Here is a 22,227-nt window from a genome sequence, read left to right as displayed (position 1 = left end):
GGCAAAATGCCGCGCCCGTCGTTGCGTCAATGCAGAATCAAGATAATTGAGCCAGCATCTCCTGTGCTTTGATTACCTGATCTGGTGTTCCGCCTTTGACAACCTCATCCAATAATTCACGCGCCCCATCCTTGTCGCCGATTTCATGATAAGCAACAGCAAGATCAAGCTTGGTTGCCATTTCAGCGTTATAAGCTGGCGATTCCTGGTGATCCAGGTTGACCACTTCCGAGTTACTGGCTTCCGGCTCGAGATCCAGATCAATGCCGGACAAATCAAATTCAAAAGCAGCAGGCGCATCAGGAACAATCGCTTGCGACACTACATGCTCAGCAACCTCAGATACGGGCATATGCGGGTCTGGCTGTACCGAAGATTCAAAAGCAATGCCACCTAGGTCATCTGAAACACTCTCAGGTGCGTTCAAATCTAAAGAAAGATGATCAATATTGAATTGATTATCAGTATGCCCGGCATGAACTGCAACAGGAATATCGACAACTGCAGGCTCAGCAACATGCGCCTCTCCACCCATGTCAAAATCAATTGAGGCAAAATCAACGATTTCCTCGACAACTGGCTCTACATGTTTCGCTGCATGAGAACTTGCGGACGTCTCAGGTATTTTCGGCACTTCCAACTCAGCCAACGCAGGAGTAGTATCAGCTCCTGGTATTTCCAAATCAAAATCCAATGCACCTAGACCCGCATTTGCATCAACAGCGGTAAAGCTCATGTCCTCCTGATGTAACTCAGGCGCTTTTTCATCACCCGAACCATGAGCAGTATCAATGATACTGATAGATTCCAACATATCATGAGTCAAAGAATTAGCTAGCAGTGCATCCGGATCCAGATCTTCCAATGGCTGAGTGCCTGATCCCATCACACCAGTCGCATCCGCAGGCGCCTTACCACCCGCGTACAGAGGATTCGTTGGATCCAATGAAATGCCCATGGAAGCGGCTTGAGCCCAATCATCACCCTCACCGCTGGTCATGCCATACAATTCGCCTGCCAGGCGCTCGAATGATTTAGCATCTTTACGAGTAAAATAAATTTCCAGCAATTTCACTCTGACTGCATGTCTGTCTGGCTGAGTGCGCAAAGCCTCTTTCAGAATTTCCTCTGCCTGAGAATCACGTCCATAGGCAATGTACACATCTGCCTCAGCAACCGGATCAACCTCATTCGCGTCTAATTGACTTGCCGATGGTGCGAAATTCGAGTTAAAGACACTGTTATTAGTATCAACACTCTGACCACCAGTGGAGCCAAACATTGAGTTGGCTTTCATGCTGGAACCAGTCAGGATGCTATCTTCGAACTGTTGTAACTTTTTCTTACGCTGGCTTGCAAAAATACCGTAACCACCAAGTAAGGCCAATAACACACCGGCACCAGGTAACAGGAAACCACTATCCATCAAGCTATCAAAAAATCCTGGCTCAGGTGGCGGAGGTGGCAGTATTTTTTTCTTGGGCGGTGTTTTTGCAGGTGGTGCAGATGCTACACCATCTGCACTGGCCACACTGGCAATTACAGGCGCCGGACTGGACGCAATAGCTGGTGCTACAGCCTGCACTGGAGTAGAAGCTGATGCTGGCACCGATGCTGCTGGCAATGGGGAGGATGCAGAAGCAGCTTTCGCTGATGCCGATGCCAATTTTGCAGCAGCTTGTTTGTCACTTAAATCCTTGTTTTTAACTTCAAGAATTTTTTGCAAACTTTCAACGTTCTTCTCTAACTCTTTTACTCTGGCATTTGCATCTGCTATTGCTTTGTCTTTTGCAATTTTATCTTCATCGGTCGCCTTGCCCGTCGCCGATTTCGCTGAAGCGCTAGGAGCCGCTTTTGATAATTTCAGTTTATCTAATGACTCATTCGTTGCTGTAGGCACTTCCTTCACTTTGGCGGTAATAACACCGCTGGCAGTCTGCTTAGTAGCGGTTACTTTCTCCGCTGGGGCAGTTGCGACTTGTCCTGCAAGTTTGTTTCTATACGAGCTAAAGTCATTGGCATGCGCCATGACAACTGAATGTGCCTCTGAGGCATTAATCGAGGAACGGCTAGTCTCACCATCAGGAACAGTTAAAATCTGCCCGCTCTTCAGGCGATTCATATTGTTGCCAGCAAATGCTTGCGGATTAGCTTTATACAAGCTGACCAGCATCTGATCCAGAGAAACGCCTTCTGCCTTGTAGCTACCTGCGATTTTGCTCAAGGTATCACCAGGCTTTACCTGATAGTCACCGGCCGGCTTGGATTGTGCTGCTGTTTCATTTTTTGGTGTTGATGTTTTGCGTTCTACAGGTGCTGGCTGTTGAGCCGGTTGCTGCGCCGAATTCGTAACAGGACGTGTCTGCACAACATTGGGAGTCGTCGACTGTGTCGAACCTGCAACAGTCACAGGATTTGCCACCTGTGCTGACTGGCTATTTCTTAATTCTGCAGGATCGAGCAAAAAGGTGTACTCGCGCAACAACTTGCCATTACTTGAATTCAGCTCCAGCAACATATCGACGAAAGGCTCGTTCATCGCCTGATTTGAACTGATACGTATCACATATCCGGCCCCACGCTGCTCCACACTAAAGCGCAAAGATAATAAGGCAGGATTAAAATCAATACTTGCCTGACGAAAAGACTCGGACGATGCCAATTTTGGCACTAGTGAACCAATCTCATCCTTATTGGGAGATGTCAGCTCAATCTCTGCACGCAGAGGTTGCCCCAGAGAGGATAAGACAGTTAATTTACCCAGGCCTGTTGCATAGGCACTGGACAACATGAATAAAGATGAGGCTACCGCTGCACCCAGCATTTTGCCTCCCAGAGAAATGACTGGTGAGCGTTTATAGTTATGCATTTTATAGGACATATTTGGGTAATTTGGTCAATCCAGTTGGCGATAGCAATCACATCAAATAGCGGATGGATGCATCATATTGTCGCAAGATAACATTACAAACTTAGCCGTGCAAGCTTAACTCGATTTGTCAGTATGGTAAATACATTAAGAGGTCAAACTATTTCCGTTTAGTATAAATCGTTGTTGCAGTTTGACAATCCAGAGATAAGAACGGTAAAAACCCCTCAGAAAATTAAAAAAGGAGTGAATTCACTCCTTTTCGCTCTGCTAATATAAAGTACCAAGTTAATCGGCGACAAGAAGACGCAACATACGACGCAACGGCTCTGCAGCCCCCCACAATAGTTGATCGCCAACCGTGAAAGCAGATAAATATTCACCACCCATCTGCATTTTACGCAAACGTCCGACAGGAATAGTTAAGCTGCCAGTCACTGCGGCGGGAGTCAAATCACGCATAGATGCTTCGCGCTCGTTCGGCACAACTTTAACCCATTGATTATTTTGCGCGATGATGTCGTTGATTTCATCTAAGGGCACATCTTTCTTGAGCTTGATGGTCAATGCCTGAGAGTGACAACGCATCGCGCCGATACGGATGCACAAACCGTCGACTGGGATTGCCTCAGAACCGAAGGCAGCGCCTTTGCCTAAGATTTTGTTAGTTTCAGCACCAGCTTTCCACTCTTCTTTAGAAACGCCATTTCCCAGATCTTTATCAATCCAAGGAATCAGATTGCCAGCTAATGGCACACCAAACTGCTTGGTTTCATCACCAGTAAAGGCATGCTGCTTAGCCAGCACTTTGCGGTCAATTTCCAAAATTGCCGCTGCCGGGTTATCCAGCAAGGCCTTAACTTCGGCGTTGATACTGCCAAATTGCGTCAACAGTTCACGCATGTGTTGCGCCCCACCGCCAGAAGCAGCCTGATATGTCATGGAAGACATCCAGTCAACCAGGTTATGTTGAAACAGTCCACCCAAGCCCATCAACATGCATGAGACCGTGCAATTACCGCCGATATAATTCTTCACGCCTCGACTTAATGCGGTCTTGATCACGTCGAGATTAACCGGGTCAAGAACAATCACTGCATTGTCGTCCATACGCAGAGTAGATGCCGCATCAATCCAATAGCCGTCCCAGCCCGATGCACGTAATTTAGGGAAAATTTCCGTCGTGTAGTCGCCGCCCTGGCAGGTAATAATAATGTCGCACTTCTTCAGCGCATCAATATCATTTGCGTCTTTCAATGTTTTTTCATTTTTTGCCACCGCAGGAGCCGTGCCACCTGTATTGGATGTTGAAAAAAACACGGGTTCGATATGAGCAAAATCACCCTCTTCCTGCATGCGCTGCATCAGGACTGAACCCACCATTCCACGCCAACCTACCAGACCAACTAGTTTCATCATCTTTCCCTAAAATTTGCAGGCAATCCCTGCTGATTTACACGCCAACCACTTTCTAAGCCAAGGCACTTACAACCGCATTACCCATTTCGACGGTACCAACTTTCGTTGTACCCGCCTCATAAATATCCGGTGTACGCAAACCTTGTGACAAGACCTTCTTAACAGCATTCTCAATACGGTCAGCCTGCTCAGCTTTACCCATAGAAAAACGCAACATCATGGCCGCAGAGAGTATCGTTGCCAAAGGATTTGCCACGTTCTTACCGGCGATATCCGGTGCAGAACCATGCGAAGGCTCATACAGACCCTTATTATTTGCATCCAGAGACGCAGATGGCAGCATGCCGATCGAGCCAGTCAGCATTGCCGCCGCGTCAGACAAAATATCACCAAACATATTGCCGGTCACAATCACATCGAATTTTTTCGGCGCACGTACCAGTTGCATCGCAGCGTTATCAACATACATATGATCCAGAGCCACGTCAGGATATTCTTTATGCACGTCGGTCACGATATCTTTCCAGAACTGAAAAGTCTCCAGTACGTTCGCCTTGTCAACGCTGGTCAGACGTTTAGAACGTTTTTGCGCTGCCTGAAAAGCGACATGAGCGATACGACGGATTTCCCCCTCTGCGTAACGCATGGTATCGAAACCTTCGCGCTGACCTTTAAACGGGCCATCCGGGCATTCTCTTACACCACGCGGCTGACCGAAATAAATATCACCAGTCAATTCACGGATAATCAATATATCCAGACCAGAAACCACTTCAGGCTTTAAAGTCGAAGCGCCCGCAAGTTCAGGGTATAAAATCGCTGGACGCAGATTCGCAAACAGATTCAAGTTCTTACGCAAACCAAGAATCGCCTGCTCCGGGCGCAACGCACGCTCTAATGTGTCGTACTTCCAGTCACCAACCGAGCCAAACAGCACCGCATCTGCATCCAGCGCCAGTTTCAGCGTTGCTTCTGGCAGCGGATGTCCGCTCGCTTCGTAGCCCGCACCTCCGACTGGCGCTGTTTCCATTTCAAATGACTCACCCAGCACATTCAAAACCTTTACCGCCTGTTCGATAATCTCGGGACCAATGCCGTCACCCGGCAAAATTGCTATTTTCATGTTTTACCAAATTCAATTAAATCGTATTAGTCAACCAGGGTTGCATTGCGATATGACGCTCTTCAAATGCGCGGATCTTGTCGGCCTGACGCAAGGTCAAACCGATGTCATCGAGTCCATTGAGCAAACAATATTTGCGGAAGGTATCCACGTCAAACGGATAACTCACACTCCCGCTCAATGTGGTCACGACTTGCTTTTCCAGATCTACAATCAGGCGAAAACCGGGAAAAGCCTTGACCTCGTTAAATAACTGATCAACTTGGGACTCACTCAAAACAATCGGCAGCAGTCCATTTTTAAAACAATTATTAAAAAAAATGTCCGCAAAACTAGGCGCAATCACCGCACGAAAGCCAAATTGATCTAACGCCCAGGGGGCATGTTCACGAGAAGAACCACAGCCAAAATTTTTACGCGTCAACAAAATCGACGCGCCTTGATAGCGCGCCTGATTCAACACAAAATCTGGGTTTAACGGACGCTTGGAATTATCCATTCCCGGCTCACCGTGATCGAGATAGCGCCACTCATCAAACAGGTTAGGGCCAAAACCACTACGCTGTATTGATTTTAAAAATTGCTTAGGAATGATGGCATCGGTGTCGACATTGGCTCTATCCATAGGCGCAACGAGACCATCAAGAACGGTAAATTTTTCCATGATTATTTTTTACCGGCGCCTTCAACCACTTCGCCTGCTTTTTTGACGTCTTTACCAATGCCTTGCACTGTATTGCAAGCAGCCAGAACAAACACGCAGATAGCCAAAGTAAATAATTTTTTCATGTTAATTCCTTCAAATAAAAATTAGCGCAAAGCGCGGACATCAACAAAATGACCAGCAATACCTGCCGCAGCAGCCATCGCAGGAGACACCAGATGAGTACGGCCGCCCTGCCCCTGACGACCTTCAAAATTACGATTAGATGTGGAGGCGCAGCGCTCACCCGGCTCCAGGCGATCTGCATTCATGGCCAAGCACATCGAGCAACCCGGCTCACGCCATTCAAAACCTGCATCACGGAAAATTTTATCTAAACCTTCGCGCTCAGCCTGATCTTTGACCAGACCAGAGCCAGGCACCACCATGGCCAGTTTGACATTCGACGCGCGGAATTTGCCGCGCACGACCGCAGCCGCAGCACGCAAATCTTCGATACGGGAATTGGTGCAAGAGCCGATAAATACTTTGTCGATACGGATATCTTCAATTGCTGTGTTTGGCTTCAATGCCATGTAAACCAGGGCCTTTTCCATTGCATCCCGCTTAACGGCATCTTTTTCCTGATCAGGATCTGGTACGCGGGCATCGATACTGACCACCATCTCTGGCGATGTGCCCCAAGTAACTTGCGGCTTGATCTCCGCAGCATTCAGCGTGACGACCATGTCAAATTTCGCACCGGCATCCGTATGTAATGTATTCCAATAAGAGACCGCGGTATCCCAGTGCGGGCCAACAGGCGAAAATGGACGACCTTTTACATACTCAATCGTGGTCTGATCGACCGCGATCATCCCTGCACGGGCACCTGCCTCGATGGCCATATTACAGACAGTCATACGACCTTCCATCGACAGACTTCGGATCGTTGAGCCAGCAAATTCAATCGCATAGCCGGTACCACCAGCCGTACCAATTTTGCCAATGACGGCAAGCACAATATCCTTTGCGGTAACGCCTGCTGGCATTGCACCGTCCACCTGAACCAGCATGGCTTTGGATTTTTTAGCAATCAGTGTTTGCGTGGCCAATACATGCTCGACTTCTGACGTACCAATGCCATGCGCCAGGCAGGCAAACGCGCCATGAGTCGAGGTATGCGAATCACCACAGACAACCGTCATTCCTGGCAAAGTGGCACCCTGCTCCGGTCCGATGACGTGCACAATTCCCTGACGCTTATCGTTCATACCAAAGTAAGTCAGTCCGTATTGCTTTGCATTAGCGTCCAGCGTCTCCACTTGCAAACGCGAGGTAGGATCGTCAATACCGTTAATGCGATTCGTCGTCGGTACATTGTGATCCGCAACGACTAAATTCGCCGACAAGCGCCAGGGCTGGCGCCCTGCCAGTTTGAGCCCCTCAAAAGCCTGCGGGCTGGTGACTTCATGCAGCAAATGACGGTCAATATACAAAATAGCCGTACCATCGTCGTCGGCATGAACTACGTGGGATTCCCACAGTTTGTCGTAAAGCGTTTTAAGCATGATCTGAAGCCTGCGCGATGATTTAAAAAACGATAAATGGTGAAAAACAAATCATATGCTGTGAAAAAAATGAACAAACGGCAGAAATAGGCCAAGAATTGATCATCAGAGACACAACACATACACAGAGGATGCCGGACATCGATTCGTTTAATCTGATTGGAGCAACCATTAAGCGAACACAAAGAATTAAGCGTGATGGATGAGCGAATTTACACAGCGCTGTCGGATGACTATGCAGCAAAACCGATCAATCGTGCACCACGCAAGTGATTTTGTGGCCTTGAAGACCGAGCCCGGGAGACTCTTATGCAAGATTTGCGTTTGATTATGCCACAATTGTGCATTGCAGAACCGTGTCACGCATCAATTTAAGGCATTCAGGTTTCAATATAAAAAAGCTGAATAGGGACTTAAAGCAAAATTTTTGTTGGAAAAATCAGGGGAATCAGAAAAATTCCCCTATTTTATTTGGCGCTGCAAGCGTACTGAGATAAAACAATGCGTCAAGGACGAGCTTGATGGAAATTAAACATACTCAGGATAAGTATATATTTCAGCGCCAATAAAGAACAGCGCAATTAAGGGTGTTTTTAAGCATACTCCCCTTATTTCATATTTTTCTATTTAAAAGTGCTGACTTGCACATCACCGCATTGCGCTCTGTGCCTCAACGCATGATCCATTAGCACCAATGCCAGCATGGCCTCAGCGATCGGCGTGGCGCGAATACCAACACACGGATCGTGACGACCAAAGGTTTCCACCATTACAGCATTGCCGTCCTTATCGATTGATCGGCGCGGCGTCCGGATGGAGGAAGTTGGCTTGATCGCGATCGACACAGTGATGTCCTGCCCGGTTGAAATACCACCCAAGACACCACCTGCATTATTGCCGACAAAACCTTCCGGCGTTAACTCGTCGCCATGCTCGGAACCACGTTGAGCGATGCATTGAAATCCAGCACCGATTTCTACACCTTTGACCGCATTAATTCCCATCATGGCGTAAGCGATCTCGGCATCCAGCTTGTCATAGATAGGCTCGCCCAAGCCTACCGGTACACCACTGGCAACCACATCAATACGCGCCCCGATGGAATCGCCGTCTTTACGCAGCGCGTCCATATAATCTTCAAGCAGCGTAATCAACGCCGCATCATTGTTTGGCGCAAAAAATGGGTTTTCAGGCACATAATCCCAAGACTGGAAGGGAATCACAATATCGCCCAACTGACTCATGCCACCTTTAAATGTGGTGCCATATTGCTGATGTAACCATTTTTTAGCTATCGCTGCGGCGCCGACAACAGGTGCTGTCAAACGTGCAGAGGAGCGGCCACCACCGCGCGGATCACGGATGCCGTACTTGTTCCAATAGGTGAAATCGGCATGCCCCGGACGAAAGGTTTCGGTGATATTGCCATAGTCCTTACTACGCTGATCCTGGTTACGAATCAGCAAGGCAATCGGCGTACCCGTCGTTTTACCTTGATACACACCCGACAGGATTTCTACCGTATCCGGCTCCTGCCTCTGCGTGACATGGCGCGAAGTACCAGGTTTGCGACGATCCAGTTCTGGCTGGATATCCAGCTCAGATAACTCCAGACCCGGAGGACAACCATCAATAACACAACCAATCGCTGGTCCGTGAGACTCGCCAAATGTGGTTACAGTAAATAAAGTTCCAAAAGTATTACCGGACATAGTGTTTTGCAAAATTTTATTCAGAATTGACGCAATTTTAACAGCGATCACCCATTAACCGGACAAAAACCCTGAAACAGACCGATCCAAAACATCAAAAACTACCGACAAAACATCGACATGCATCTACAAAATCAGTTTTTATGGAGGCAAACTGCCATTTATTAAGTTTTCTTGTTTTATACTGAGTACACAGAGCATTTGTGACTTGGCTGTTTGTAAATTTAATGCGATAGTTCCATACAAACATAATCATTAAGATTTGTAGTCAATATATAAATCCATCCTTGGAGTCGCTTCTCAGATGAATGCAATGATCCACTCTTCCGAAGATGATCTGGTCTTTCTGGATGAACCAGAGGCAAGTGAGTCTTCGGCAGTGACCAGGCTTCACCCCACGTGGCGAATCATGATCATCGACGATGATCCGGATGTACATTCAGCGACAACATTTGCCCTGGGCAGCCTGGAGATCCAGCATCGTCCGCTAAGCTTTTTACATGCTTACTCGGCAGCAGAAGCTCGCGACATACTGCAAAACGAAACAGACATAGCAATCATTCTGCTAGACGTCGTGATGGAGCAAGAGGATGCGGGACTCCAGCTCGTCAGCCACATACGTAAAACGCTGGGTCTGGTGGATGTACGCATTATCCTGCGCACAGGCCAACCAGGTTATGCGCCCGAGATTGATGCCATACGCGACTACGACATCAATGACTACAAAACCAAATCCGAACTAACCCGCACTAAACTCTACACTGCAGTTACATCTGCCATACGCTCCTACGAACAAATTTGCGCAATTAGCGCCAGCCGTCGCGGACTTGAACTAATTATCAATGCCAGTACTGAGCTGATGGCATTGCGTGGTTTACAAAATTTTTCCTCAGGCGTGCTCACCCAAATCTCCGGCTTGCTTGGCAATCAGGCAGAAGGCTTTGTATGTTCACAACAGGGAGCCGATGGAGAAAAAGAACTTAAAATTATCGCAGCGACTAATTCATTCCAACACCTGATCGATCATCCCGTAAGCGATGTCGTCGATGAGAAAGCGAATGCCATCGTACAAAGGTCAATGCAAGAACGCTACAATTTATACGAGGCTGAATCAACAACACTATATTTTAGCAATGTTGCAGATCGAGATTTGACGGTCTACCTGAATGTAGGACTAAATCTGAGCGAGATGGACAAGCGTCTGCTCGAAGTCTTTTGTAATAATGTTTCGGTTGGCCTGGATAACGTCATGCTGACCTCACGGTTACACAGCTATGCGTTTTATGACCCGCTGACCAGCCTGGCAAACCGGCTCAAATTATTGCAGACACTAAATGAAACACTGCAATCGCCACTCAAAAAACATAGTGCACTATCATTGATCGACATCGATCATTTCGCTGAAACCAATGATGCCTTAGGTCATCAGTTTGGTGACATGTTACTTTGCGCAGTTGCTCAGCGTCTGGTCAAGCATTTTGGCGAAGATTGTCAGCTTGCACGCGTAGGCAGCGATACTTTTGCCCTGCTGGGTGACGAAGAAATGGTGTGTCCGCAAGCGATCCTGACCTTGTTTACTCCGCCCTTTCAGGTCGACCGTCAGGATGTGCAATTATCAGCAACCATCGGTTTGGTTGCACTATCTGACTACGATGGTGACGGGTCTGAAGCCCTCAAAGATACCAACATTGCACTCAAACGAGCAAAAACACACCAGCGAGGTAGTTTCGTCTACTTCACACGGGATATGGGCGTGGAAATACGGGAACGTGTGCGTCTGATGCACGCTTTGCGCGCAGCATTTGAAAATGAAAAATTATTTCTGGTGTTCCAGCCTCAAATCGATATGTCAAATGGACGGGTAGTCGGCGCAGAAGCCTTACTCCGCTGGAAAACTGAGGAAGGCAAATTTGTTCCGCCCGATTTATTTATCCCGATCGCCGAATATTCCGGCCTGATCGTTGATATAGGTGAATGGGTGCTGCGCACAGCATGTCGTGAATTGGTACATTTACGCAGTCTTGGGTATAACGACTTCCAGATGGCGATTAACGTCTCGCAGGCACAATTTTCTCATCCGCTGTTTATGCAATCACTCAACAGTGCCTTACTAGATACCCAGGCACCGCCAGAATCAATTGAGTTGGAAATCACCGAATCGATGGCGATGAAGGACCCGGAACTGCTGATCAAAACCCTGCATCAGATTAAACAACTGGGCATTAAGATTTCGATTGATGATTTTGGTACAGGATTCTCATCACTGAGCCATTTACAAAAACTCGATATCGACAAACTGAAAATTGACCGGGCTTTTGTCAATGAAATAAGACAAGACTCAGGTGAAGGCAGCATTGCCAAAATGGTCGTTCAACTAGGCAAAAGTTTAGGCATCGCCATCATCGCAGAGGGAGTAGAAAGCGAGATGCAAGCGCAGACGCTGCTCTCATTCGGCTGCCATTTAGCGCAAGGCTATCTGTATGCAAAACCAATGACCAGAGAAGACTTACACCCTTGGTTAGAAAATAAACGGCAACTCAAGAACAATTAATTTCCCAGATCAAAAAATGGCATATGTGATGGCTTCAAGCCACTACGTATGCCATTTTTATTATATTGCACACAAATGAATTGTGTTGCCATTAAATTGCCTATTTCACCACAGATTGCCACCGCAAACAGTCTCCAGGCGAAGAGTTATCCATTAGCTTCGCTTCCATCTAGGCTTTTGTCTGTATTTTCGTTTGCACACCAGAATAGAATTTTCTATTTCTATTCCCCCGATTTTGCAGACTGTCGCATGCTGATGGTAATCGCTACTCTATTTCTTTAGAGTGACAACATGCAGCAAAACAGTATGCAAAGCCTGATCTCAACTTGATTGGCAACGCAAAAAAGTAAATCATTATCAGAAAGCTTCATCATGAATCCCAACGCGATCCAAACCATCAAAGAACTTATCACTGCATTCTTGCATTGGTTAAGCAAAGCGTTTGATAAAACTGCTGCCTGGGTAACAACCTTATCCTGGTGGAAATTTTTTCTGTTCGCGTTAATCATGATGATTACCGGCTCCATCTTCCAGGACAATATTCTGAACTCAGACGATGGTGTCATTGTCACCAATAAAAAAGCTGCGAAGAAAGCAAGTAAGACAAAAAGTATCAATGATGGTGATACGAATATTGAGATCGACGGCACAGGGATTCATATCCGCAAAAATAAGACCGATGGTGGCGGCAAGCAAATCGAAATAGATGAAAATGGCATCCGTGTTCTGAAAGAGGGCGGCCCCTCCACACCACCTGCTCCATCGGCAGTACCGGCACCACCTGAGGCACCCAATGCATCCAATCCAGCCTCACCGCCAAACGCCCCGGCAATACCAGTCATGCCCAAAGCCGGCCAGGATGACATCCATATCAAACTACCGCCAGACATTGCCCAGGAAATCAGTAACGACATTGAAGATGCTGTTGCCGACGCTGCCGATGAGGAAGTAAAAAGCTACCAGAAGAAATCATCTAAGTGGTTTATGAACTTTGTCATGCTTCTGATCTTTGGCCTTCTCGGGATGAAGGCATTAATGGGCGGCAAAGTTCGTGCCGAAGAAAAAGCCAAAGAAGCCAATCTGTCCGCGGAACGGGAATCTTTATTACGCCAGGTAAGTGAAGCACAAATGCAAATGATGCAGGCCCAAGTCGAGCCGCATTTCCTTTTCAACACGCTGGCATCCGTCGAGTATTTAATCGAGACCGATCCGCCAAGAGCAGCAGCGATGCAACGCAGTCTGATCTCTTACCTGCGTGCCGTATTGCCGCAAATGCGCGAGAATGCGGCCAAAACGAACCTCGGACGCGAAGCCGACATGGTGAAGTCTTATCTCGAACTCTTAAAAATGCGGATGGAAGAACGACTGGAAGTCGACTTTAATATGCCGGAAGGATTACGCAGCGCATCATTCCCACCCATGATGTTGCAATCACTGGTTGAGAACGCGATCAAGCATGGATTGGAAGTTAAAGCGGAAGGCGGCACCGTTCGCTTTCATGCTGAGGTCGCGCACAATAAATTACGCGTCTCCGTCAGTGACAATGGTCTCGGTTTCGGCGCAATGCCTAGCAACGGTACCGGTCTGGGATTACAAAATATTCGCGAACGCTTGAAGCTCATTTACAAAGAAAAAGCACAAATGATCATTACACCCAATCAACCGACAGGAGTTTGCGTTACTATAGAAATACCTTATGAGTTAGCCAACTAATTAACCAGAACTTTTACTATGCCTACAGCGATACTAGCCGATGATGAAAGACTGATGCGCGACCAATTAAGGTCACGACTGGAGCAGGTCTGGCCAGAATTGCACATCCTTGATGAAGCAAAAAATGGCGAAGAGGCCGTACAACTGGTTGATAGCCTGATGCCAGACTTCGTATTCCTCGACATACGCATGCCAGTCAAAACCGGATTAGAGGCGGCGAAAGAGATCGGAGGCAAAGCGCATATCGTTTTCATTACGGCGTACGATCAATACGCAATTGAAGCATTTGATCATGGCGCTGTTGATTATGTATTGAAACCAGCCGACATAGAACGGCTAACCAAAACAGTCGACAGATTGAAAGCACGGCTGAGTAGTAAAGATGAACCAAATGACATGAGCAATATGCTGGCCCAGCTTGCCAAGCAAATGGGTATCGGTACCAAAGTCAATTATTTGCAATGGATACAAGCATCGATCGGGCAGGAACTACGCCTGATTCCGGTAGAGGAAATTTTATTTTTTCAGTCGGATGAAAAATATACCCGTGTACAGACAGCAAGCTATGAGGCGTTAATCAGAAAACCGGTTCGCGATCTCGCTGAAGAGCTTGATCCGGCTTTATTCTGGCAAATCCATCGCGCAACATTAGTTAACGCAAAAGCAATATCAGGTGTTGTCCGTGATTTAAGGGGCCGCCACTTGGTACAGATAAAAGGACTGACAGAAAAACTCGAAGTCAGCCGCAGCTTTGTGCATTTGTTTAAGCAAATGTAATCTGACATTTTTCGAATGCTGCTTCCACGGGCTGAGTAAAGAGGCATTCATAACTAAGTTGATCTATATCGCCCTCTAAAAAAACATATTCCTCTAGTTAAAAAATTACTTATATTGATCATACTGATTTGCCAGGCGAACATCATGGTATCTCTAGCAAATTCAACCGGCTTGCGTAAGGATGTTGCGCTGAGAAAATCAATCCATCAGCTTATCGAAATGGCGAACAGGAAGAAGGAGAATAACAATGAGGAAAAATCAACTATTGTCGATATTGCCCCTTTGTCTCTCTGCACTACTCACTAATGTTGCCTTGAGCCAAAACAATTTTGAATGGCGCTGTAACAAAGAATTACCACAAACCAGTATCGTCGTCTCCGAGTCTGAAGGTCCCTACCTCGTACACAACAACGTTAGCAGCCAAAAATTGCGTACGATGAGTACGAAAACCTACTCCACTGACTACATTCTCGGCCTCACTGCCAGGCACAGTATTATTCAAATCGATTTTGAAGGTCCGATCATTGATGACAAGAACAGTAATCAAGAATGTTTTGCTCCACGTATCGAAATAAACATGGAACATCCTGCAATTAATGTCTATGTAGGCAAAGAGTTTCCAGAAAATTCCTGCGCTTATAACGAAATTCTCGAACATGAAATGCAGCATGTAAAACTTTACAAAGAAAAATTACCTGCTTTAGCTGACCTAGTACGAGCAAAGATGGGCAGACGCTATGAGAACACACCTTTAATCGGCCCTATTGGAAAAACCAAGGAGCAACTAAACGATGAAATTAACCGTGTATGGATGCCATTCGTTAAGAATGAACTGGAGAAAATTGAAGACTTGCAAGCTGCCTTAGATTCAGAGGATGAATACACTAGGCTTAGTTGGTCTTGCCTCGGGCAAGTACAAACAACATTAGGATTCCGGGACCGGCGATGACGCCTCCCAAAAATACAAAAGCCACCGCCATATTAAATGGATGTGGCTTTAATGAGAAAACATACTCCCCTCATGTATTTTTTAAAGACCCTTGTCAATAGTGCGGAATCAACCTTGTTTGTATTGATTTAGCAGGGAGTATTATAGAATATGCCGCCCTATCCACCATGCAATTGCCGCGACAAATGCACTAGCCGGAATAGTCAAAATCCAGGCCCACACAATATTGCCGGCAACCCCCCAGCGGACGGCAGACATTTTTTGCGCTGAACCGACACCAACGATTGCACCCGTGATGGTATGTGTAGTTGATACCGGAATGCCAAAATGGGATGCAACAAACAAGGTGATAGCACCACCAGTCTCAGCACAAAAACCACCGACAGGTTTTAATTTAGTGATTTTTTGGCCCATGGTTTTTACGATGCGCCAGCCACCAAACAGAGTACCCAGTCCGATGGATGCATAGCAGGAAATGACGACCCACATTGGGGGTAACGCATCGCTATTAGATACATAGCCAGCAGACACCAGCAACATCCAGATAATACCGATAGTTTTTTGTGCATCGTTGCCGCCGTGACCAAGGCTGAACATTGAAGCGGACACTAATTGCAAACGCCGGAACCACTTATCAACCTTCAATGGCGTCGACTTCACAAATAGCCATGACACAATCAGCATCATGACCGATCCAAGCACGAAACCCAGCAACGGTGATAACACAATAAAAGTAATCGTGGTCCACAAGCCTTTAGAAACCAGAGCACCAGTACCCGCTTTGGCTACGGCAGCACCGACCAGACCGCCGATCAAGGCATGTGATGATGAGGATGGAATACCAAAATACCAGGTAACCAGGTTCCAAAAAATAGCGCCAACCAACGCACCGAAAATCACATAGTGGTCAACAACAGATGGATCAATTGTGCCTTTACCGATTGTGGCGGCGACTTTCAGCTGAAAAAACAAAATAGCGATGACGTTAAAAAACGCTGCCATCGCGACCGCTTGCTGCGGCTTTAAAACTCCTGTCGATACCACTGTCGCAATTGCGTTAGCGGCATCATGGAAGCCATTCATAAAATCAAATAACAAAGCCAAGATCACCAGTAAGGCGATAACGTACAGGCTCATGTGGACGGTTTGCATGGAATTCACTTCTCTTTTAAGTTCTCATGTCAATTCTCTAAACTCTGAACGATAGAGAACGAGTACTTGTTAAATCTATTAACTTATCTGCCCCGTCGGCTAAGCAGGGGACAGCCACAAACCAAGGCAGGTGAAGGTGGCTCAATCACCCTCACGCTTGAATTTATGCGTTTTCGACAATGATACCTTCAATGATATTAGCAACATCTTCGCAACGATCAGTGACGGTTTCGAGAATCTCGTAAATCGCTTTCAGCTTGATCAGATTGCGCACATCCGGTTCATCACGGAACAGCTTGGACATTGCAGCACGCATGACGTGATCTGCATCGGACTCCAGGCGATCAATCTCTTCGCAGATCGATAACATCTGACGTGAATTCGCCATATTCGGTAACAGCGCTACAGCATCTCTCACTTTTTCAGCGCAAGCCAGGCAGAGTTCGGCGAGACGCTTTGCTTCAGGCGTAATCTCACGGATATCATACAAAGAAATAGTCTGACCAGCATCCTCCAGCAAATCAAGAATATCGTCCATGCGAGTAATCAGCTTATGAATGTCATCTCTATCTAGCGGTGTAATAAATGTCTTATGCAGCAGTTCGATTGTATTGTAGGTAACGGTATCTGCTTGCTTTTCAATTGCTTCGATCGCATGAACCCTGATTTCCAGATCATCAAAATTAGTCATCAGAGCAACCATTTCCTTCGATCCTTTTACGCACAACTCAGCATGCTGATTAAAGAGTTCAAAAAACTTTCCCTCTGTGGGCATCAATCGTCCAAACATTTTTTTCTCACTAAAGTAGTAACACTAAAATTGTGTCGAAGCTACAGGACCTTGTCCCGCAACTTCAGACGCTGCTTCATATTGAATAAATTTACTAAAACTAACGACGAAAAGTCGATTATTCGTTATCGCCATAGACAGACAATGATCCGGTGTAATTATCAAATTTGGTGTACTCACCCAGAAATGTCAGGCGTACGCTGCCAATCGGACCATTACGCTGTTTGCCGATGATAATTTCTGCAGTACCTTTATCAGGTGAGTCAGGGTTGTAGACCTGATCACGATAAATAAACAAGATCACGTCTGCATCCTGCTCAATCGCACCAGATTCGCGCAAATCCGACATAACAGGGCGTTTATTAGGACGTTGCTCAAGCGAGCGGTTCAACTGGGATAATGCGATAACAGGACACTGTAATTCCTTCGCCAGACCTTTTAAGCTACGAGATATTTCAGAAATTTCTGTTGCCCGGTTTTCACCGCCAGAGTTACCTGACATCAGTTGCAAGTAATCGATAATGATCAATCCCAATTTGCCACATTGACGTGACAAACGACGTGAGCGAGCGCGCAACTCAATAGAACTCAGTGCCGGCGTCTCATCAATATATAACTGCGCATCGTTCATTTTTTGAATTGCATGGGTTAAGCGCGGCCAATCCTCATCTACCAAGCGTCCCGTACGCAACCGGTGTTGATCGAGGCGACCAACGGATCCCAGCATACGCATTGCTAATTGCGCGCCACCCATTTCCATCGAAAACACGGCAACTGGCAAACCACTTTCAATAGCAACGTTCTCACCGATATTAATAGAAAATGCCGTTTTACCCATCGATGGACGACCTGCAACAATAATCAAATCACCAGGTTGCAATCCTGAGGTCATACGGTCCAAATCAGCAAAGCCAGTAGGGACTCCTGTAATATCACTCGTATGGTCACGGTTATATAACTCATCAATCCGCTCAACAACTTGCGTCAACAAAGGCTGAATCGCCGTAAAGCCTTGAGCGCCGCGCGCTCCCTCTTCCGCAATCGCAAAAATCTTGGACTCAGCTTCATCAAGCATCTGCTTAACTTCTTTACCTTGCGGATTAAACGCATTCCCGGCAATTTCATCCGAGACAGATATCAATTTACGCAAGACGCCACGGTCACGCACAATCTCCGCATAACGACGAATATTGGCTGCAGACGGAGTATTTTGTGCTAATGCGTTCAGATAGGTCAGGCCACCGGCATCATCAGCCTTATTGATACCGGTTAAGGCTTCATATACCGTGATGACGTCAGCGGGTTTTGTCGCATTAATCAGCTTAACAATCGCCTGAAAAATAATACGGTGATCATAGCGGTAGAAGTCATCCTCACGGATGAAGTCAGCGATCCGGTCCCAGGCGGCATTATCCAATAACAGCCCCCCAAGCACAGACTGCTCTGCCTCGATGGAATGCGGGGGAACGCGAATGGAATCTAATTGCGGATCGGAAGGTGCTTTCATGGCGCGCATTATACCTTTTTATTCAACTTCAAAAACAAAGAAAGCAAAGCAAACGCCTTACCCAAACTATACGCATTTGACACATTAAAGATGGAGCAAGCATGCAAAACATCATCAAAAAATCACTGAACATACATCAAGCTGTTATTAACGTAAAAAAGCCGGGCAAGCCCGGCTTTTTATGCTGCTGAAATAAGCGTATTAAGCGTGTTCGCCCAATACAGCAACAGTCACGTCAACAACGACGTCTGTGTGCAATGCAACAGCAACAGAATGATCGCCAACAATTTTCAATGGGCCTTGTGGCATGCGAATCTGCGCTTTCTCAACCGCGAAACCTTGTTTTACCAAAGCTTCAGCGATGTCAAAGTTAGTCACAGAACCGAACAAACGGCCATCAACACCAGATTTTTGCGAGATCTGAACTGTCAAACCTGACAGTTTTTCACCAGCAGCTTGCGCTACAGCCAAACGTTCAGCAGCAGCTTTTTCTAAGTCTGCACGTTTCGCTTCGAATTCAGCGATTGCAGCAGCTGTTGCACGACGAGCCATACGTTGCGGGATCAAGAAGTTACGTGCGTAACCGTCTTTAACTTTAACTACATCGCCCAGATTGCCGAGATTAACGACTTTATCAATCAGAATAACTTGCATATTTTTCTCCTAGTACCTTGTCGTCAATTACGCTGTGTGCAGATCAGTGTACGGCAGCAACGCGAGATAACGTGCGCGTTTGATCGCTGTGTCAACTTGACGTTGGTACAGTGCTTTAGTACCTGTCAAACGTGCTGGCATAATTTTGCCGTTTTCTTGCACGAAATCTTTTAATGTGTCGACGTCTTTGTAGTCAACTTGCGCTACATGCGCTGCGGTGAAGCGGCAGAATTTTTTGCGCTTGAACAAAGGATTTTGTTGCTGACGCTTTTGTTTCAGTTTGCTTTTGTCAAATTTTTTACCGAATGCCATTTTTGGCTCCTAATCTAGTAAAGTCGTCTCGAAATCAGTGATGTGAAATACGAGACTTTTGCTGTTACGGTTCTTGCGCGACAAAAAACCCGTGAATTGCATAACCACTCCCAGCTCTATCTCCAAAAATCGTTTTGAAATATTGCCTGCTGCAATGGCATTAATTTCAAATTCGACTACACGCTGAGTATTTGCCTGCTCTTGCTTTGAAGTATGCGTCAGTACCGCGGAAGCTATCGGAATTCCTGCTGGCGTATAGCGCAGCGCCGATTTTTCTAAAATACTGGCAACAACTTTAAGCTGATTCACTGATTTATGTTGCGTCCTCTAAAGGTCAACTATGCCGCTGGCGCTTCTACGCGTTGCGTTTTAGCAGCATCTTCTTTCTGTACAGCTTTCATCATTGGAGATGGTGCTGTTTCAGCTTTTTTCATTTTGACTGTGAGGTGGCGCAGAACTGCATCATTGAATTTGAATGCGGTTTCCAACTCGAGCAGAGTCTCAGCATCGCACTCAATGTTCATGCAAACATAATGTGCTTTAGCCAGTTTTTGAATCATGTAAGCCAATTGACGACGGCCCCAGTCTTCGACGCGATGTACTTGGCCACTGCGTGCTACTACAGAAGCTTTGTAACGCTCGATCATTGCAGGCACTTGCTCGCTTTGATCAGGATGTACGATAAATACGATTTCATAATGACGCATATATTCTCCTTGTGGACAATAAAATAGCCCGCCTCGGCGTCAAGACGAGTGCGGGAAGAGGAAAAGCCCATGACTATACTGCACTTTTTGAATTTACTCAATAGTTTCAAGCACTTATTGCGTACGCAGAAAAATTATTAATTTTCAATGCACTTTCCCTGTATCAGACCAAGGTTCTAAATGAAAAAATTTTGGCTATTCAGAAATTTACGCTTATACTGTACAAAAATACAGGCTGCTTATAAACCCAGTCAAACTTTACCCAATTGGAATTCTGACATGCTCAAACTTACTGCCCGCCAAGAACAGATTCTGAATTTGATTAAAGATGCCATTCGAAATACCGGTTTTCCACCGACCAGAGCAGAGATTGCCAACGAACTAGGGTTCCGTTCAACCAATGCAGCAGAAGAGCACTTGCAAGCACTAGCCCGCAAGGGAGTTATTGAAATAGCTCCCGGAACATCCCGTGGCATCCGTCTGCTTGACTCTGCTTTGAGTAATGTCAAAGGAAAATTTAGCTCTGGAACGCAAATGGCACTACCTCACCCTGCTTTGATGCAACTTAGTCTGCCCTTAGTTGGCAGAGTAGCCGCTGGCTCACCCATTCTGGCTCAAGAACATGTAGACACAAATTACCAGGTTGACCCTGCATTATTTTCTGCAATACCTGACTATTTACTCAAAGTCCGCGGCATGTCTATGCGTGACGCAGGTATTTTTGATGGAGATTTACTCGCTGTAAAAAAATCGAGTGAGGCAAAAAATGGACAGATCGTTATTGCTCGTATGGGCGATGATGTGACTGTCAAACGATACAAAAAAAACGGTAACATTATTGAGTTACTCGCTGAGAATCCCGACTACCCCAACATTAAAATTGCTGAACAGGATGAAGATTTTTCTCTGGAGGGTTTGGCCGTTGGCTTAGTCCGCGCCTGGACTTAAGCAAACTTAGCAAGACTCTAAACATGCGCAATCAAACAACTGGCTTGCGCATGTTGATCAAAAATAGTGACTTTATTTTTCAACTATATCCGCCACCTGCAGTACTTCATAATTCGCAAGAAATTCAGCCATTGATTGACAGGTAACACCCCGCTCAGAATGAGCATGCCAGACGTCACCCTCAAAATATATGCCAACGTGGTGGATACCTCTGCCACCTTTTCTTGTGCAAAAAATCAGGTCATGATTAACCACTTCTAATATTTTTTTTGAACGACCAAGGCGACGTTGATCATAAGAATTTTTAGGAATGCTCTTAGCCAAAACATCGTAATAATAGCGCTGAGTAAAACCAGAGCAGTCAATTCCTGCACGAGTTATACCGCCCCATATATAAGGCGTTGCATACCAATATTGAAAAAATACATCAGAACTTTGGCCTAAAGATTCAACAGGAATATAGGCATGAATATCTGCATCAATATTAACTGCAGCAGCAGGAACCCAGCCTATCACTCCATCCCACTTCATAACTAAGGCAAAATCAAGGTGAGCACCAAGTATCCGGATAACTTCTCCGACATCGCACTGAGTTTGACGGAACCGGTCTTTTTCATCGGAGCTCATCGATAAGTAAGCCGGTTCAGGATGTCTCAATACATCCATTAAATATATAGCCCTTCCATACACATCACTGAACCATTGGTCTTTTTTAATATGAATCATTATTTGATTTCTCGATTAAATCCAAAATAAATCCATAGCATCGTGATTTAAATTACGATGCAAATAAAATAGCCGCTGATTTAAACAGCGGCTATTTTCGAGGT

Annotated in this window: 20 protein-coding genes; 5 read left to right on the top strand and 15 right to left on the bottom strand. The window is 46.1% G+C overall.

Annotation, left to right across the window (positions count from 1 at the left end):
- Positions 1 to 37: 37 nt before the first annotated feature.
- The 7 genes from ACO0K4_RS10120 to aroC all read right to left on the bottom strand — a co-directional run bounded on the left by ACO0K4_RS10120 (position 38) and on the right by aroC (position 9,337).
- A complete protein-coding gene (locus ACO0K4_RS10120; RefSeq protein ID WP_422956497.1) occupies positions 38 to 2,869 on the bottom strand; it encodes a FimV/HubP family polar landmark protein in 2,832 nt (943 codons plus the stop codon).
- A 288-nt stretch (positions 2,870 to 3,157) separates the two neighbouring features.
- Complete coding sequence (asd, locus tag ACO0K4_RS10115; protein ID WP_422956638.1) at positions 3,158 to 4,285, bottom strand: aspartate-semialdehyde dehydrogenase; 1,128 nt, start codon at positions 4,283 to 4,285, stop codon at positions 3,158 to 3,160.
- A gap of 55 nt (positions 4,286 to 4,340) precedes the next feature.
- Positions 4,341 to 5,411 carry a 3-isopropylmalate dehydrogenase gene (leuB, locus tag ACO0K4_RS10110; RefSeq protein WP_422956496.1) on the bottom strand — a complete coding sequence of 357 codons (1,071 nt, stop codon included), beginning with the start codon at positions 5,409 to 5,411 and terminating at the stop codon, positions 4,341 to 4,343.
- 16 nt (positions 5,412 to 5,427) lie between these two features.
- Entirely contained in the window at positions 5,428 to 6,075 is a 648-nt protein-coding gene (gene leuD, locus ACO0K4_RS10105; protein WP_422956495.1) for a 3-isopropylmalate dehydratase small subunit, read from the bottom strand.
- Positions 6,076 to 6,077: 2 nt separating this feature from the next.
- Positions 6,078 to 6,200 carry an entericidin A/B family lipoprotein gene (locus ACO0K4_RS10100; protein WP_422956494.1) on the bottom strand — a complete coding sequence of 41 codons (123 nt, stop codon included), beginning with the start codon at positions 6,198 to 6,200 and terminating at the stop codon, positions 6,078 to 6,080.
- 21 nt (positions 6,201 to 6,221) lie between these two features.
- The gene (gene leuC / locus ACO0K4_RS10095; protein ID WP_422956493.1) at positions 6,222 to 7,625 is read right to left on the bottom strand and encodes a 3-isopropylmalate dehydratase large subunit; all 1,404 of its coding nucleotides are present in this window, start codon (positions 7,623 to 7,625) and stop codon (positions 6,222 to 6,224) included.
- Positions 7,626 to 8,248: 623 nt separating this feature from the next.
- On the bottom strand, positions 8,249 to 9,337 hold the full coding sequence (gene aroC, locus ACO0K4_RS10090) for a chorismate synthase (RefSeq protein WP_422956492.1): 1,089 nt from the start codon (positions 9,335 to 9,337) through the stop codon (positions 8,249 to 8,251).
- Between the two features lie 313 nt (positions 9,338 to 9,650).
- Here aroC and ACO0K4_RS10085 point away from each other — a divergent pair, with 313 nt between their 5' ends.
- From ACO0K4_RS10085 to ACO0K4_RS10070, 4 genes are all read left to right on the top strand, one after another.
- Positions 9,651 to 11,888: a bifunctional diguanylate cyclase/phosphodiesterase gene (locus ACO0K4_RS10085; protein ID WP_422956491.1), complete on the top strand. Its 2,238-nt coding sequence runs from the start codon at positions 9,651 to 9,653 to the stop codon at positions 11,886 to 11,888.
- A gap of 372 nt (positions 11,889 to 12,260) precedes the next feature.
- Positions 12,261 to 13,601 (top strand): sensor histidine kinase, encoded by a 1,341-nt coding sequence (locus tag ACO0K4_RS10080; protein ID WP_422956490.1) that lies wholly within the window; start codon positions 12,261 to 12,263, stop codon positions 13,599 to 13,601.
- 18 nt (positions 13,602 to 13,619) lie between these two features.
- Entirely contained in the window at positions 13,620 to 14,378 is a 759-nt protein-coding gene (locus ACO0K4_RS10075) for a LytR/AlgR family response regulator transcription factor (RefSeq protein WP_422956489.1), read from the top strand.
- Positions 14,379 to 14,625: 247 nt separating this feature from the next.
- A complete protein-coding gene (locus ACO0K4_RS10070) occupies positions 14,626 to 15,327 on the top strand; it encodes a hypothetical protein (protein WP_422956488.1) in 702 nt (233 codons plus the stop codon).
- A 141-nt stretch (positions 15,328 to 15,468) separates the two neighbouring features.
- Here ACO0K4_RS10070 and ACO0K4_RS10065 read toward each other — a convergent pair whose 3' ends face one another.
- The 7 genes from ACO0K4_RS10065 to rpsF all read right to left on the bottom strand — a co-directional run bounded on the left by ACO0K4_RS10065 (position 15,469) and on the right by rpsF (position 20,449).
- Positions 15,469 to 16,479 carry an inorganic phosphate transporter gene (locus tag ACO0K4_RS10065; protein WP_422956487.1) on the bottom strand — a complete coding sequence of 337 codons (1,011 nt, stop codon included), beginning with the start codon at positions 16,477 to 16,479 and terminating at the stop codon, positions 15,469 to 15,471.
- A 163-nt stretch (positions 16,480 to 16,642) separates the two neighbouring features.
- Positions 16,643 to 17,269 carry a DUF47 domain-containing protein gene (locus ACO0K4_RS10060; RefSeq protein WP_422956486.1) on the bottom strand — a complete coding sequence of 209 codons (627 nt, stop codon included), beginning with the start codon at positions 17,267 to 17,269 and terminating at the stop codon, positions 16,643 to 16,645.
- A 118-nt stretch (positions 17,270 to 17,387) separates the two neighbouring features.
- Positions 17,388 to 18,776: a replicative DNA helicase gene (locus tag ACO0K4_RS10055; protein ID WP_422956485.1), complete on the bottom strand. Its 1,389-nt coding sequence runs from the start codon at positions 18,774 to 18,776 to the stop codon at positions 17,388 to 17,390.
- Positions 18,777 to 18,977: 201 nt separating this feature from the next.
- Entirely contained in the window at positions 18,978 to 19,430 is a 453-nt protein-coding gene (gene rplI / locus ACO0K4_RS10050; RefSeq protein WP_422956484.1) for a 50S ribosomal protein L9, read from the bottom strand.
- 27 nt (positions 19,431 to 19,457) lie between these two features.
- Positions 19,458 to 19,742 carry a 30S ribosomal protein S18 gene (rpsR, locus tag ACO0K4_RS10045; protein WP_126773305.1) on the bottom strand — a complete coding sequence of 95 codons (285 nt, stop codon included), beginning with the start codon at positions 19,740 to 19,742 and terminating at the stop codon, positions 19,458 to 19,460.
- Positions 19,743 to 19,751: 9 nt separating this feature from the next.
- The gene (gene priB, locus ACO0K4_RS10040; RefSeq protein WP_422956483.1) at positions 19,752 to 20,051 is read right to left on the bottom strand and encodes a primosomal replication protein N; all 300 of its coding nucleotides are present in this window, start codon (positions 20,049 to 20,051) and stop codon (positions 19,752 to 19,754) included.
- A 29-nt stretch (positions 20,052 to 20,080) separates the two neighbouring features.
- The gene (gene rpsF / locus ACO0K4_RS10035) at positions 20,081 to 20,449 is read right to left on the bottom strand and encodes a 30S ribosomal protein S6 (RefSeq protein WP_422956482.1); all 369 of its coding nucleotides are present in this window, start codon (positions 20,447 to 20,449) and stop codon (positions 20,081 to 20,083) included.
- Positions 20,450 to 20,728: 279 nt separating this feature from the next.
- On the opposite strand from rpsF, the gene lexA reads away from it, so the two are divergent.
- Complete coding sequence (gene lexA / locus ACO0K4_RS10030; protein ID WP_422956637.1) at positions 20,729 to 21,397, top strand: transcriptional repressor LexA; 669 nt, start codon at positions 20,729 to 20,731, stop codon at positions 21,395 to 21,397.
- A gap of 72 nt (positions 21,398 to 21,469) precedes the next feature.
- Here lexA and ACO0K4_RS10025 read toward each other — a convergent pair whose 3' ends face one another.
- On the bottom strand, positions 21,470 to 22,123 hold the full coding sequence (locus ACO0K4_RS10025) for an NlpC/P60 family protein (protein ID WP_422956481.1): 654 nt from the start codon (positions 22,121 to 22,123) through the stop codon (positions 21,470 to 21,472).
- Positions 22,124 to 22,227: the final 104 nt, after the last annotated feature.

It is taken from the genome of Undibacterium sp. RuTC16W, from assembly GCF_049339445.1.
Taxonomy (GTDB): domain Bacteria; phylum Pseudomonadota; class Gammaproteobacteria; order Burkholderiales; family Burkholderiaceae_D; genus Undibacterium.
The sequence above is the reverse complement of the archived record's forward strand: the minus strand, read 5'-3'. Positions and strand labels throughout refer to the sequence as shown.